Origin of the sequence: Spiroplasma tabanidicola (assembly GCF_009730595.1) — a bacterium.
Taxonomy (GTDB): domain Bacteria; phylum Bacillota_I; class Bacilli_A; order Mycoplasmatales; family Mycoplasmataceae; genus Spiroplasma_A; species Spiroplasma_A tabanidicola.
In genome coordinates this window covers 393,067-407,142 of the sequence record NZ_CP046276.1, presented here as the reverse complement: position 1 = coordinate 407,142, position 14,076 = coordinate 393,067, and the positions used below count along the sequence as shown (strand labels likewise).

16 protein-coding genes and 1 pseudogene are annotated in these 14,076 nt (G+C 25.4%); 3 read left to right on the top strand and 14 right to left on the bottom strand.

Features of this window, described 5'->3' with window-relative positions; genetic code table 4:
* Positions 1-5: 5 nt before the first annotated feature.
* Positions 6-683, bottom strand: a complete 678-nt coding sequence (locus tag STABA_RS01890) for a hypothetical protein (protein ID WP_156005965.1) — start codon at positions 681-683, stop codon at positions 6-8.
* 86 nt (positions 684-769) lie between these two features.
* Between STABA_RS01890 and STABA_RS01885 the strand changes: the two genes are divergently transcribed.
* Positions 770-952: a ferredoxin gene (locus STABA_RS01885; RefSeq protein WP_156005963.1), complete on the top strand. Its 183-nt coding sequence runs from the start codon at positions 770-772 to the stop codon at positions 950-952.
* 70 nt (positions 953-1,022) lie between these two features.
* Here STABA_RS01885 and STABA_RS06040 read toward each other — a convergent pair.
* From STABA_RS06040 to STABA_RS01860, 5 genes and pseudogenes are all read right to left on the bottom strand, one after another.
* Positions 1,023-1,475 (bottom strand): annotated as a pseudogene (locus tag STABA_RS06040) (transposase); the annotation flags it as partial.
* Positions 1,476-1,496: 21 nt separating this feature from the next.
* The gene (locus STABA_RS01875) at positions 1,497-1,952 is read right to left on the bottom strand and encodes a hypothetical protein (RefSeq protein WP_156005959.1); all 456 of its coding nucleotides are present in this window, start codon (positions 1,950-1,952) and stop codon (positions 1,497-1,499) included.
* A 327-nt stretch (positions 1,953-2,279) separates the two neighbouring features.
* Positions 2,280-3,308: a rod shape-determining protein gene (gene mreB, locus STABA_RS01870; RefSeq protein ID WP_156005957.1), complete on the bottom strand. Its 1,029-nt coding sequence runs from the start codon at positions 3,306-3,308 to the stop codon at positions 2,280-2,282.
* Between the two features lie 107 nt (positions 3,309-3,415).
* Positions 3,416-4,264: an ECF transporter S component gene (locus tag STABA_RS01865; protein ID WP_156005955.1), complete on the bottom strand. Its 849-nt coding sequence runs from the start codon at positions 4,262-4,264 to the stop codon at positions 3,416-3,418.
* Positions 4,265-4,348: 84 nt separating this feature from the next.
* Positions 4,349-5,059, bottom strand: a complete 711-nt coding sequence (locus STABA_RS01860; RefSeq protein ID WP_156005953.1) for a hypothetical protein — start codon at positions 5,057-5,059, stop codon at positions 4,349-4,351.
* Between the two features lie 93 nt (positions 5,060-5,152).
* Here STABA_RS01860 and STABA_RS01855 point away from each other — a divergent pair, with 93 nt between their 5' ends.
* A complete protein-coding gene (locus STABA_RS01855) occupies positions 5,153-5,716 on the top strand; it encodes an inorganic diphosphatase (RefSeq protein ID WP_156005951.1) in 564 nt (187 codons plus the stop codon).
* A 36-nt stretch (positions 5,717-5,752) separates the two neighbouring features.
* On the opposite strand, the gene STABA_RS01850 is transcribed toward STABA_RS01855, so the two are convergent.
* The 7 genes from STABA_RS01850 to STABA_RS01820 are packed head-to-tail and all read right to left on the bottom strand — an operon-like array spanning position 5,753 to position 11,344.
* Positions 5,753-6,535: a hypothetical protein gene (locus STABA_RS01850; protein WP_156005949.1), complete on the bottom strand. Its 783-nt coding sequence runs from the start codon at positions 6,533-6,535 to the stop codon at positions 5,753-5,755.
* Between the two features lie 46 nt (positions 6,536-6,581).
* The gene (locus tag STABA_RS01845) at positions 6,582-7,601 is read right to left on the bottom strand and encodes a fructose-bisphosphatase class II (RefSeq protein WP_156005947.1); all 1,020 of its coding nucleotides are present in this window, start codon (positions 7,599-7,601) and stop codon (positions 6,582-6,584) included.
* A gap of 56 nt (positions 7,602-7,657) precedes the next feature.
* Positions 7,658-8,374, bottom strand: coding sequence for a YebC/PmpR family DNA-binding transcriptional regulator (locus tag STABA_RS01840; protein ID WP_156005945.1), 717 nt, complete (start codon positions 8,372-8,374; stop codon positions 7,658-7,660).
* 60 nt (positions 8,375-8,434) lie between these two features.
* Positions 8,435-9,175, bottom strand: a complete 741-nt coding sequence (locus tag STABA_RS01835; protein ID WP_156005943.1) for a pseudouridine synthase — start codon at positions 9,173-9,175, stop codon at positions 8,435-8,437.
* Between the two features lie 5 nt (positions 9,176-9,180).
* Positions 9,181-9,735: an SMC-Scp complex subunit ScpB gene (gene scpB / locus STABA_RS01830; protein ID WP_156005941.1), complete on the bottom strand. Its 555-nt coding sequence runs from the start codon at positions 9,733-9,735 to the stop codon at positions 9,181-9,183.
* 3 nt (positions 9,736-9,738) lie between these two features.
* Entirely contained in the window at positions 9,739-10,500 is a 762-nt protein-coding gene (locus tag STABA_RS01825) for a segregation and condensation protein A (RefSeq protein WP_156005939.1), read from the bottom strand.
* Entirely contained in the window at positions 10,493-11,344 is an 852-nt protein-coding gene (locus STABA_RS01820) for a hypothetical protein (protein ID WP_156005938.1), read from the bottom strand. Before STABA_RS01820 ends, STABA_RS01825 begins: the two co-directional genes overlap by 8 nt.
* 92 nt (positions 11,345-11,436) lie before the next feature.
* Here STABA_RS01820 and ispG point away from each other — a divergent pair, with 92 nt between their 5' ends.
* Positions 11,437-12,513 (top strand): flavodoxin-dependent (E)-4-hydroxy-3-methylbut-2-enyl-diphosphate synthase, encoded by a 1,077-nt coding sequence (gene ispG / locus STABA_RS01815; protein ID WP_156005936.1) that lies wholly within the window; start codon positions 11,437-11,439, stop codon positions 12,511-12,513.
* Between the two features lie 39 nt (positions 12,514-12,552).
* On the opposite strand, the gene STABA_RS01810 is transcribed toward ispG, so the two are convergent.
* Positions 12,553-14,037 (bottom strand): MFS cation transporter, encoded by a 1,485-nt coding sequence (locus tag STABA_RS01810; RefSeq protein ID WP_156005934.1) that lies wholly within the window; start codon positions 14,035-14,037, stop codon positions 12,553-12,555.
* Positions 14,038-14,076: the final 39 nt, after the last annotated feature.

Genomic DNA, 14,076 nt, shown 5'->3' with positions numbered 1-14,076 from the left:
TTCTCCTATAAAAAAAATGGAATAATAAGAGCAATTATCATCATAAGTATTAAAACAATAAAAAATCAGGTTATATTTTTAAATCTTCTTTTTTTGTCATATGTAGCTCATACTTTATTTAAAGTTTTTTGTCCAGCCTCAAGTCTATCTTCAACAGATTTTATCATTATATTTGTGCTTCTAGTATCACTATTTCTAACTTGTTGAACTGTTGTCATTGAGATATCATGCGATGGATCTTTTAAAATTTTTTGTTTTACTTTAAACTTTTCAATATTATCATAAAAAACTTTTTCATTTGCTACTAAATTATTATAATATTTTAAAAACTTGGCACTTTTAATTTCAATTTCTTCATTCATTTCTGTTTTTTGAGGTTTTTTATCATAATCAATTGGTTTTATTTTCTTAAGTTCTGCAATTTCTCTTTTTATCTGAAATCGTATATCTTCTGATATTAAACTATTACTTTTATCTTTATCAAGATAAGGTTTTTCAATTTGATGTTTTTTATCAAAATAGTCTAATTTTTCTTTAAAATACTCACCATCAATTAATTTAAGTCTTTCAAAAGTGGTATAAATTAAAGATTTTTCATCTTGTTTTTGTTTTTTTTGAGCAATTTCTAATCTTATTTTGTTATGGAGTTCTTTATTTCGCTCCATTCTTGAAATATCGGCCATATATTTAATCCCCAATCTATATAATTATAAATTAATTAAACAGTTTTTAATATTTTTGTTATTATAAAAATAATAGGAGAGATAAAATGAAAAAAACTTGAGTAGATAAAACTCTTTGCATTGGTTGCGAAGCTTGTGTAAATATTGATGAAGATGACATCTTATTTATGGATGAAGATGGACTGGCTGAAGCAAAAGAAAATGATAAAGAATTAAAAACTTGTCAAATGGTTTGTCCTACAGGGGCTATTAAAATAGGAAAAGAATAATTTTATTCTTTTTTTATTAAAATTATATAAACAAAAAAACCTATTTTGAACTTGTTAATTAAAATTGACATTAAAAAGGTACTTTCTCCATACGAATTTCGTATGGAGATTTTTTATGTTTCAACATAGGTCTAACATAATTATAAAAATCAATATAATCTGAAATTATTGTATAGATATTTGAAAAGTTTAATTCTTTTATTTTATAAGTATAAATACATTCATTTTTTATTGTTCCAAAAAAAGATTCGCACGCTCCGTTATCAAGAGAGTTACCTCTTTTTGACATGGATATACTTATCTTGTTTTCATCACATAAACTTTTTCAAGTTTCATTGGTATAAGGACTACCTTGATCAGAATTAATAATATTAGGAGTGCCTCTCTTTTTGATTGCAGAGATAAGGTTTGTATAACATAATTTACCATTAGGACTGTTAGATAATTTTCAAGCAACAATTTCTGAATTATATAAATCTTTTATAACAAATAAATATGCATTTCCTGATGCTGTCTTTATATAACTAACATCTGTAACTCATTTTTAATTTAAACAATCTGCATTGAAGTTCCTTTTCAATAAGTTTTCATATCTCAAAGGACCAGATTTATCATATTTAAGTACTCTTTTTTTGCGAACTGCTTTTAAATTATTGATTTTCATATATCTATAAACTACTCATGGTTTTAAGTTTTGATTAAAATATTTGTTTAAAAGTAGAGTTATCATGTTGTAACCAAAACGTTCTTTAAATAAATAGAAAATAAATTTAATTTTTATAGCAAGAATTCGATTATAGTTTTTATTCATAGGTTTTCAATTTTTTAGTCATTTTAAATAACCAAATATTGAAATGCTTAAATCTTTACAAACTAATGACAAAGTAAACTTTTTTGAGTATTTAAAAATGGCGAAGTACTTTTCTTTAGTTGTCTTCGCCAAATGCTTTTTTAGAGCTCGCTCCAATTTTAAAGCTTCTCTTAATTCTTCTGTTGTCATATCGTCAGGGTCTTTAAAAATTCAATCATGAGATTTAAATTTCTTAATATTTCCTTTTGTTTTGATTCCGTTCCCTCATTCAAGAGCGCCTTCACCTTTAGTTTTAATTTCTGATTTTCATCTTTTGACTGTACTTGTGCTAACATCATATTTTAATGTAGCATCTGTTATTCCAATTTTTTTAGACTCTTCAATAATTTTAATTTTTTCGTTTTTTGATTATTGTTTTGCCATATAAAAAGAACACCTCTCAATAAAATTTTAACAATAAAAGTACTTTTTTACTGTCAATTTTATTTTAGATGTTCAATTTAATAGGTTTTTTTGTTAAAACTCTTGGTTTTTAGGCTTATATAACATCTCTCTTAATTTGTCATAAATATCTTCTTCATATTTTCTTGTTCCATTAATAACCGCTAATAATGGTTGTTCACCAACTTTTACTGGTAATTGTAAAGTATCTCCAAAATATTTATCAATACCTTTTATTAAAGCTGTTCCTCCACATAAAACAATACCATTTCTGAAAATATCACCAGCTAATTCTGGGGGAGTTTCTTCTAATACTCTAACTGTTAAATCTATAATTTTTGATAATGGAACTTTTAATACTTCTCTAATTTCTGGAGGAGTGATTTCAATTTCTCTTGGTAATCCTGAAACAACGTCACGTCCATAAACTTTCATAGATCTTTCATCAGGATATTTAGCTAATGAACCCATTTGAATTTTAACTGTTTCAGCAGTTTTGATTCCAACTTCCATTCCATATTGTGCTCTAATAAATTTTAAAATTTCTTCATTCAAAGTATTTCCAGCCACTTTAATTGATTTTGATGAAACTATATCTCCTGATGCAATAACTGCAACATCAGATGTTCCTCCACCCATATCAATTACTAATTGCCCTGTTGGTGAGTTAATATTAACTCCTCCACCAAGTGCCGCCATTTTTACTTCTTCTTCAACAAAAACATGTGCCGCTCCTAAATTTGTTGCTATTTTTCTAAGAGCATTTTTTTCTAATTCTGTAATTACTGATGGACATGCCATAAGAATCACCGAACCTTGTAAAGCTTTTGTTAATCTTAATCTAGCAAAAATGTGATTCAATTGTGATTGAGTTGCTTTAATATCTGTAATAACTCCATCAACCATTGGTCTAACAATTCTTAAATTTTTGTTGGCCTTACCTATCATTTTATAAGCTTCTTCTCCAACTGCTACTATTTTATTTTCTGCTATTTTATATGCTACTATCGATGGTTCATTGTACACAATTCCCTGTCCTGAAATATAAACAAGTGTGTATGCTGTACCTAAATCTAATGAAACATATAATGGTTTTTTCCCCATAAATTATTTCCTCCAATTTCTTGTAATTAATAAAGAAATTTAACTACACTTTGATTTTATCAAAAAAAAATCTCTTTTCCATTTTAAGAAAAAATAAAGAGAGATTTTTATCTATATCTATGATTAATTTTTTTCATTTGTGGTTCTAAGATTACAAACAACGCTCCACATATAGAAAATCTAACTAACTCAAATCCTGCGATAGTAAATGAATAAATAACAGCTTTTTCTTTAAATAAATCTCATTCATCTCCTTGAGCTTCGTGTTCATGTTTTTCATGATAACTAATAATTTTATTAATAATACTTTCGTCATGATCATCATGGTGATGTCCACTTTGGTCTGTTATAAATATTATTAAAATTGTAAAAGCTGTATATACAATTACTGACACAGGTATAAATCCAACTAATGGCATATATCTTTTAAACAAATCTTTTTTTCTATTTTTATCTTTGTGAATGTATGAATTTCTAAATACTACATAGTAGAAGAATCATAAAATTCAAACAACTGAGAAATATCCAAATGAATCAACAACGTGAGTTAATGGCGGATGATCTCCATCCATTAACATGTGAATTCATGGCATTATAACTCCAATAAAACTAGAAAAAACAGGCCCTATGCTTGCAATAGATAAACAAATAATCAAAATATCAAAATATCTAATTGATAAAATTATTTCATTTAATGGTAATTTGAAAAATCTTTCACCAAACATATCAATTGCACTTCCAATAGCAGCTAAAGCTAAAAATGTACCAGCAGCAGCTGTTCTAAAAATTAAATTTCTTTTAGATGTATAGATACTATTTTTTATATTAAAATCTTCATCTAAAATATCATCATGATTACCTTGCCCATCGAAATGGTGTTCTCCATGATAATGATCATGTTTTTTACCATCTTCTTTATGTTCAGGTATAACATGTTGTTCTTTTTTATCTTCCATGGTTTTTTCCTTCTATGTTATAATTTTTCTAAATTATAACTTTTATAATTACTTTTAAATTATAACATTTATAAATAAGAAAAATTAAGAAAATATACTTTTTTTATAAATTATATTAATAGTTTCATAGAAAGTTAAAAATAGTCAAAAGTTTGTTACATATTTAATAAAGTTAAAAAATATCAATACACTTGCAAATGAGTATGTTTTAAGTGCTTTAATTGCTTCTACTCCCATATATTCGCTATACATATCTAAAATAAATGTAAAGTTAATTAAAATATTAAAAAAACCTGTAGAAATAGAAACTACTACTGCTGCAAAAATATATTTTATATATATTTTCATTTTTCCTGTATGTTCTTTTTTCATATTTAATAAATTACTAACTAAAATAAAGAAAGATAAAGCAAATAAGTCACTTAAGTTCATAGTTAATAATCCAATTGGTTCTGCATTTGGATCAACTCCAACATATCTAAGTCACGTCGCAGGAATAACTAATAACAATGAGTAAAAACCATTAACTAATTTCCAAGCAATTATGTATGTTAAAAAACTAATCTCGACTCTTAAAAACCCACCAATCACTAATGGAGTTAGTGCAAATGCACTAAAAGCCGATAAAACAATATTTAATGCTAAAACTGTTGCTAGGATTGCAATTTTATAAGGTGTTAATTTAAAATACTTTCTTCATTTATTTATATAAAAAGTTCCTGTTTCAATTTCTTCAATACTTTTTTTAATATCGACTTTTTTGTTTATAACTTTTATTTTATTATTATCCTTCATTTTTATTAAAATGCCTTTCTTTAATTTGTTACTTTATCAAAATATAGAAATATTTTACTATAAAATGAATATGTATAAGGAGATAAATAAAATATGAAAAATAATGTAATTGAAATGATAGTTGAAATTCCAAAAGGTAGTTCAAATAAATATGAATATGATATTGCTTCAAAATCAATTAGTTTAGATAGAGTTTTATATGGAGCAAACTTTTATCCAGGAGAATATGGATTTATTGATGAAACTTTAGATTGAGATGGAGATCCACTTGATGTAATTAGTTTAGTAACTTATCCTACAATGCCAGGGGTTAAAGTGAAAATAAGAATTCTTGGAAGTATTAAAATGATAGACGCCGGAGAGATCGATACAAAATTATTTGGTGTATTTCATGATGATCCTAGATTTAATGCATATCAAAAGATAAGTGATGTTCCTCAACATTTAAAAGATGAAATCGAAAACTTCTTCTTACAATATAAATCTTTACAAAAAAAAGAAGTCAGAATCGATGGATGAGGTGATGTTGATCATGCAGAAAAAGAAATTATAGAATGTAAAGAAAGATATCAACAATATAAAGATCGTTATTTAAAACCTGGAGGTAAAGAAGAAATTCTTACTGAATGAAAAGAAAAAGGTTTAGGTCAAGCATAATAAAAACTCATATAGATAAACTATATGAGTTTTTATTTATAACATAGTAAAAGGTCCACAAAATTTGATATTACTTGTTTTTTTATTAAACAAAAATGTATTTAAATACAATTTATCAATTTTTAAAGAATATACTCTTGCAGCACCAATATCAGATTTATAACCTTCGCAATTTTCATCGACAAATTTTACAATTTCTCTTTCATAAGTTGCTTCTATATTTATTTTATGTTTTGTTGCAAAAAACAAACAAGTTATATACATAAAGAAAAATAAAATAGCTATAAAATCAAGTATAAAAAACTTACCTAAAAATTCAAAAAAACTACCATAATAATCAAAATCACTCAAAATATATTTATTTAAAATAATTAAAATAAGATCTAATATTAAAGCAACTATATAAATCAAAATAAAAGTTGAAGGTAAAATTTGAGCCACAAAATTATATCTTTTAATATATTTATCTTTTTTATAAAGTTTTGAGTTATATCAAATGCTTGCTATTAAATAGTCTAATTCATAACCCACACTTGGCATAATCCATTTTGGTATTTCGACTAATTGTTTTTTTCGATTAAGCATTTTTGTAATTCTGCAATAAAAATCTGTTTCTCCATAAATAATTTTTAAATCTGTTACATTTAAATAACTTACTAGTTTTGTAGTTATATCATTTATTTTAGACGTTGATATATTTATATCAGCAGAGTTTATATTTACAACTTTTATAGAAGAATAAATATATATATTAAACATTTTTAATGTTATTAAACAAACTAATGTAAGTGCTGTTGCAACATAAACTATAATTGACATATTATTTACTCTCCTTCCAAAATTATTAATTACATATTTACTGAATTTATCTTTTGTATTTATCAAATATTGATTTAATGCCTGGTTTTAAAGCATTTACTTTTTTAATATCATAAACTGATTTTATATTTCTCGCTATTCCATGACTTGCCATAAATGCATTAACATAGAATTTACCATTTTTATAATCAATTGGTCTTAATGAACCGCCAGCAGTTATTCCTGCTGCAAAAAACCTTGCCCTTTCATCAGCTATTAAATCTAAATCTTCTAAGATTGTATCAAAATCAATATTATGTTTTTCTATTCATGCATTTTCTGTTTGCATTCTTAGTTTAGTTTCTTTTTCATTTGGTCAAATTTCTTGATAAGGAACTAAACGTGATTGCATTTTACATCCTGAAGCAATTGCTAAAGATGCCATTAAACTCCCTTCAGGCGCTCCGCCAATTCCATAAACAAAATCAGCAGCACCATTCACAACATCGATTGCCGCAAGAACATCTCCATCTTGAATCATTCTAACTATGACACCAATTGCACTTAGTTCTTCAATAATTTCTTTATGTCTTGGTTTATCTAAAATAATACATTTTAAGTCTTTTCGTTGACAAAACTTTTGCATATCTTTGATTACATTAATAATTCCTTTTTTTAAATCTATCCATTCTCTAAACTCATCACTTACAAATAGTTTTTCCATATACATTTCTGGTAATTGCAATTGAGTGTTTAATCTTGAAACTGCAATTGCAGCAACACTACCTGCAAAATTATACGCAGCAGGATAAGTACCTTCAACAGGATCAACAGATAAATCATAAATTTTAGCCTCAGGATTTTCAATGTCTCCCAAAATTTGTCCCGAATATAACATTGGCGCTTCATCAAGCTCTCCTTCACCATTAACAACTTTTAATTTGAAATCTTTTTCGTTTTTTAATATTACTTCTAGTGCTTCAACTGCTGCTTGATCTATTAATTTTTTATCTTTTCTTCCAATATATTTGTGAGTTGCAAGTGCGGCTACTTCAACAGCTCTAAGTAAAACTATATCTCTATTCATTTATATTCTCCAATATTTTTATTATAACAAAATAAAGACTATGTTATTAACATAGTCTAGTCTTCTACATTATGATAAACGTTTTGAACATCTTCTAACTCATTTAACTTATTAATAAGTTTTTCAAAATTAGCAACTGCTTCTTCATCTTCAATTTTTATATTTTCATCTGCTAACATTATAGTTTCTGCTATCTTATAATCACCAATTCCGATGTTATCTAAAACTTGTTTTACAGAATTAAATGAGTTAAAAGGTGCATAAACAATTGTTAGACCTTCTTCTTCAACAACATCATTAACTTCGCAATCTGATTCCATTAATAACTCTAAAACTTCTTCTACACTTTTTCCTTCAAAAGCAAATAAACTAGTTGCTTGAAATGAATGCGAAACTGATCCAGAGTTTGCAATTTTTCCGCCATTTTTATTAAATGCATCTCTAATTTCGGCAATTGCTCTATTAACATTAGTTGTTAATGAATCAACAATTATCATTGAGTTTCCCGGACCATATCCTTCATATCTATTTGAAGTATAATTTTCCGCATCTCCTCCAGATGCTCTTTTAATCGCTCTTTGAATTACATCTGCTGGAACTTGTTTTGATTTAGCTTTATCAATTGCACTTCTTAATGCTAAGTTTGAATCCGGATCTGCGCTTCCGCTTTTTGCTGCCATATAAATCTCTTTTGCAGCTCTTCCGTAAATTGCCGACTTCATTGCAGCCGTTTTTTCCATACTTTGTTTTCTAACTTCGTGTGCTCTTCCCATATAAACCTCTTTACTTATACTTAAAATTTTACAATATTTTTAATTTGATGAAAATAAAAATTAGTTTTTTCGATTATTTGAATTATATAAACCATAAAACATTTTAACTTCATGCGTCTTTAATGCACGATAAGTTCCTAATTTAACATCACTAATTTCTAAAAATTCAATTTGTGTTCTTTTTAATTTTTTTAAAAATATATCTGCTGCAATAAGCATTTTTTTAACATGATGTTTTCTTCCTTCGGCAACTGTTATCTCTACTATTGATTCATCAAATTTTGCATCATAATTAACTAACTTTGCATAAATTGCTTTAGTCTTATAATCATCATCAATAATAACTCCAACTATCAATTTTTTAATTTGTTGCTTTGAAACAGTTCCTTTGCATAGTGCTTGATAAGTTTTTCTAAACTCATATCTTGGATGCATAACAAAGTTAGCAAACTCACCATCATTTGTCATAATAAGCGCTCCACTTACATCATAATCAAGTCTTCCGACAGGAAACACTCTAATTTTAGAATCTTTAAAATAATCTGCAACAGTCGGTCTACCTTTTGGATCATTCATTGTTGTTAAAACTAATCTAGGTTTATTGAATAAATAATAAACTTTATCGCTTACTTTTTTTACTTCCTTGTTATTGATAAAAATAACAACATTTTTATCAAAAGAACTACCAGCTTCTGTTACAACTACACCATTTACTTTTACTTTTCCTTGAGCAATCAAATTTTCCGCTTGTCTTCTAGAACAATATCCTCTTGCTGCTATAATTTTTTGTAATCTCTCCATTTTATTTACCTTCCAAAAATGTCTTTTTCATTTTTGCTTTCATCTTCTATTTTTGGTAAATCATCAAGACTTTTTAAATTAAAATACTTTAAAAAACTATCTGTAACTTTATAAAGACTTGGTTTTCCAACCTCATCACTTTTACCAACATTTGTAATTAAATTTCTAGTTTTTAATTTATAAAAGATAGCATCACAATTTACTCCTCTTATGTTTTCGACTGCAGCTCTAGTGATTGGACCTTTATAGGCGATAATAGAAAGTGTTTCTATACTTGCGGTTGATAATTTTGTTTCTGTTTTTATATTAGATAACTTTGTATAAAACTCAACATTTTCTTTTTTTGTTATCATTCGATATTTTGTTTTTGCAAAGTTTTGAATTTCTAATCCACATGAATCATCTTTTTGATATTTTTCTATTAAAGCATTAATAACTTCAACAATTTTTTTTTCATCATTAATTTCTAAAATAAGTTTAATATCTTCTATACTTGTCCCTTCATCTCCGTTTACAAAAAATAAACCTTCAACAATTGCCATTTGTTTTTTGAAATTCATTGATTATTCTCCTTTGCTAATATTTTCAACGATGATATCGTCACCTTCTTGAAAAATATTTATAAGTTTTTTTGAAGCTAAGTCTAAAACTGCCATAAAAGTTGCTACAAGCATTCTTAATGAAAAGTCTTTTTGTTCAATCAAATCTTCTAATTTTATTTTGTCAATACTATGTTTTATTAAATGCTTTTTAATTTCATTTGCAATTTCTTCTGGTGAAACTTCTGTTGTTGTAAGAATATTTGTTTCAACAGTTCTAAATTTAGATTTTTCAATGGCTCTTAAAAAAATTTTTGAAAATTTATCTAAGTTAATATTATTTGGAGCTAATGGTAATTTTTCATCATCAATTCTTGTAATTTTAATAATAGATTTTGCTTTACTCAATCCTTTTAAAGATTCAATTTGTTGCTCTTTAAAAAACTCAGTAACTTCTTTAATCTTATGATATTCTAAAAGACGATTTAATAATTCTTTTCTTTGATCTTCTTCATAATCTCCATCAACTAATACTTCTTCTTTAGGTATTAAAAATTTTGATTTTAGTTCTAAAAAATAAGCAGCCATTACTAAATATTCACTTGCAAGTTCTATATCTTTGTCAGCTATTTTTTTTATATATTCTAGATATTGATTTGATAATTCTAAAAGATTTATTTCTAAAATACTTACTTGTTTATCTTTTATCATTTGTAATAAAAGATCTAAAGGACCTGTAAAGTTTTCGAGTTCAACTTGATTTCATCTTTCTTTCAAATTACTCATCCCTCTCTTGTTTTTGTAAATCTTCTAAAGTTTTTCTAATATCAGATTCTGACATTAAAGTCTTGTTTAAAACCAACATTATTCTACCAATTATTATAAATAATAACTCTATTAAAAATGTTATATTATATTTTTCTGATGGGTCTGCAAAATCATGCTCTAAAATATTTCTTAATTTTCTAACAAAGTGTCATGCTTTTGAATATGTAATAGTTTCAATTGTTGTAACTAATACTTGATAAGAAGCAACATTTTGGGCTAAAAAAGAAATATCATTAGGAAAATCTTTAAAAAATTTTAAAGACAATTCACTAACATCGATTTTATTATGTTTTAAAAATCTTTCGTTTAAATGACGAGCAATATATGTAAATTTATCAAAAACACTATAAAGATATTTAAAAGTTTCATTTTGTTGATGAAATTCAATAGTATTAATACCATATAAAGTTTCATAATCCGTTAAACTTTCGATTTCATATGTTTTTTCTAAAATGTATCTAACAATACTTTTTATTTCTACAAATATTGAAAAATTAAAAATACTCGAATCGCTATATAATGCTTTTTCAATGGCTCTTTTACAATTTGATAAATAATCATGCAAATTTTTATATGAAAGATTTAAACTACTTTCTTCAAATTGCAAATCTATAAATCTTGAGCTTAATTCTTGATGTTTAATAAGTTTTTCAGCGATGATATTTTGTTTAAAAAAAGTATCATCAATATATTCGCCAATTACATCTAAATAAGTATTAAACTCTTTTAAAGAATTATATGATTTTTTTGTTAAAATTTTGTTTATTTCGACAATATCTTTCAACGTAATTTTATCAGCCATAATTTACCCCACAAGATTAATTATATATTAAATATTTGTTTCTATATTGGTATGGTATTATTTTTTATAGAAGAATTGAGAGAGATTTTTTAATGATAAAACGAGAAAAAACGAGAAAAATTTATGTTGGAAATGTTCAAATTGGAGGCAACAATAAAGTTGTTATTCAATCAATGACAACTTCTAAAACTCATAATGTTAATGAAACTTTAAAACAAATAAACGAATTGTATAAAGAGGGTTGTGAAGTTGTAAGAGTTGCAGTTTTAGGTATACACGATGCAAACGCCTTAAAAGAAATAGTTGAAAAAAGTCCAATCCCAGTTGTAGCAGATATCCATTTCAATTATAAGTTCGCTTTAATCGCAGCAGATGCCGGTTGTGCAAAAATTAGAATAAATCCTGGTAATATCGGAATAGAAGAAAATACAATTGCTGTAGTTCAAAAATGTAAAGACAAAAAGATTCCTATAAGAATAGGCATTAATTCTGGTAGTCTACCAAAAAAACTAGTTCAAAAATATGGATGAACATCTAAATGCATGGTGGAATCGTTAAGAGAACATATTGAAATTCTAGAAAAGTATGAATTTTATGACATTATTTATTCTCTAAAAGCAACAGATCCAATAATGGCAATTGAAGCATATAGTATGGCAAGCGAAATTTGAGATTATCCTGCTCATATCGGGATAACCGAAGCAGGAAGTTTATTAAACGGAGCTATAAAATCAAGTTTTGGAATTGGATACCTATTATATCAAGGCATCGGTTCTACAATAAGAATTAGTTTAAGTGAAGACCCAATAATGGAAATAAAAGTTGCAAAAAGATTACTTAACTCTATAGGTTTGTTTGATAATATGGTCGAAGTTATTGCCTGTCCAACTTGCGGAAGACTTGAATTTGATTTAAAAGATGTTGTAAATGAAATTGAAGAATATGTTGAAAGTTTCAAATTTCCTTTAAAAATTGCAATATTAGGTTGTGTTGTTAACGGACCCGGAGAAGCAAGTCAAGCTGATATCGGGATTGCTGGAGGCAGAAATGGCGGAATAATTTTTAAAAAAGGAGAAATTTTTAAAACTGTAGAACAAAATTATTTAGTTCCCGAACTAAAAAATTTAATAAATGAGTATTATGATAATTGAAAAAAGCAACAAACTTAATTGTTGCTTTTTTTATATTTATTAAATTAAAAAAATATTTTAAACTTTAACTTTTAAATCTTCAACGTTAATTTGTGTTTTTGTTTTTTCAATAACTCTTCTTTTTAAAATTCCTTTTAAATTTTGCGTAGCTAATCGATAATTTATAAAATCAGCAATCAATTTATTACTACTATAATAATAAATCAAAGCAATTATTAATGTTAATGCAACACAAACTGAGAATAAGATTGATAATACATCAAAATATTGATTTTTTATCGCTGTTAATTGATCATTATTATTTATATCTCAAATTTTATAAAAATCTTTAAAAATAGAAACTTTTTGTTTTATTAAAATATTTTCAATTGACTCTATTATAAATTTTCCTAAAAATAGTGCAGAACCAAAAAAACCTGTAACAGGATTTTTTGGCGCTCTATAATTTCAAAACATACAAAACGAGAATAAAGTATAAATAAGTTGAGTATAAGTTATTCCTATAAATATATTTAAAAATATGAAAATATAAGGATTAGTAATAAACACTAGAATAGTATACATAATAAATAAAACCAACAAGTTCATCATAAATAAATATTTTTGACCAAAATATTTTAATAAATATTTAAATATAAAATAAGAAATAATTAATGAAGGAATGATAAAAGCATTATTAAAAGTTCTTAATCATGTTTCGATTTGTTCTTTTGAAAGTCCATATTCTAAAAACTTTAAGCTTAAAAATGTTTGAGTGATTATAGAATTTGATATTGAATATGTTAAAGATAAGAGTAAAGTTAAAGTATAAATTAACATAAAATTTCAATTATTTTTTTTAGGTAATTGAATTATCACTTCTTTATCAAATGCTCCTGCAAGACTTTTATTTTCTTTTAAAATAAAAATTGTTGATAACAAAACAATTAACCCAATCAATAACGCAATAATATCTAAGTCTAAAAAATTAATACTTTTAAAAACTACTGATTGTATATTTGCAATATAAACTCCAAATGCAGAACCTAAACCGATAAATGTATAACAAATTCAAGTTGAAGGTAAAGTGTTTACTCTATAATAAAATTGTTCATTTAAAATCAAATTATGAATTGTAGATGTAGATAATAGAATAGCATAAAATAAAGAAATTATTCCTATTGTTAGTTGGTTTAATTTAACAAAAATCAAAACAAACGAAATAAAAATCAAAATTGAATAAGATAAAATTGTTCAAAATTTTCTCTTTCTTATTACACCAGTAAAAAAAGTGGCTAAAGGTTTAAGAAATATTGCAAATAAACTAGAGCTAAATAAAATTATTAATATATAAGCCATCGAATCAATGCTTTTAATGATTGTGTTAGCAGCATTTGTTAATTGATAACCAATAAAAGCCACTCCTAATCAAAAAATAAAAATTTCTCCTAAAAATAGTCCTGCTTTTAGCTTTATTTTTTCTTTATGGATTATAAAAAAAATTACAAAAATACTACTAACAAAAATAATTGGTAATAATATTAAAAGATCTCAATTATTCATTTTTTACAATCTCCTTTAAAAAATACATATTATATTTTA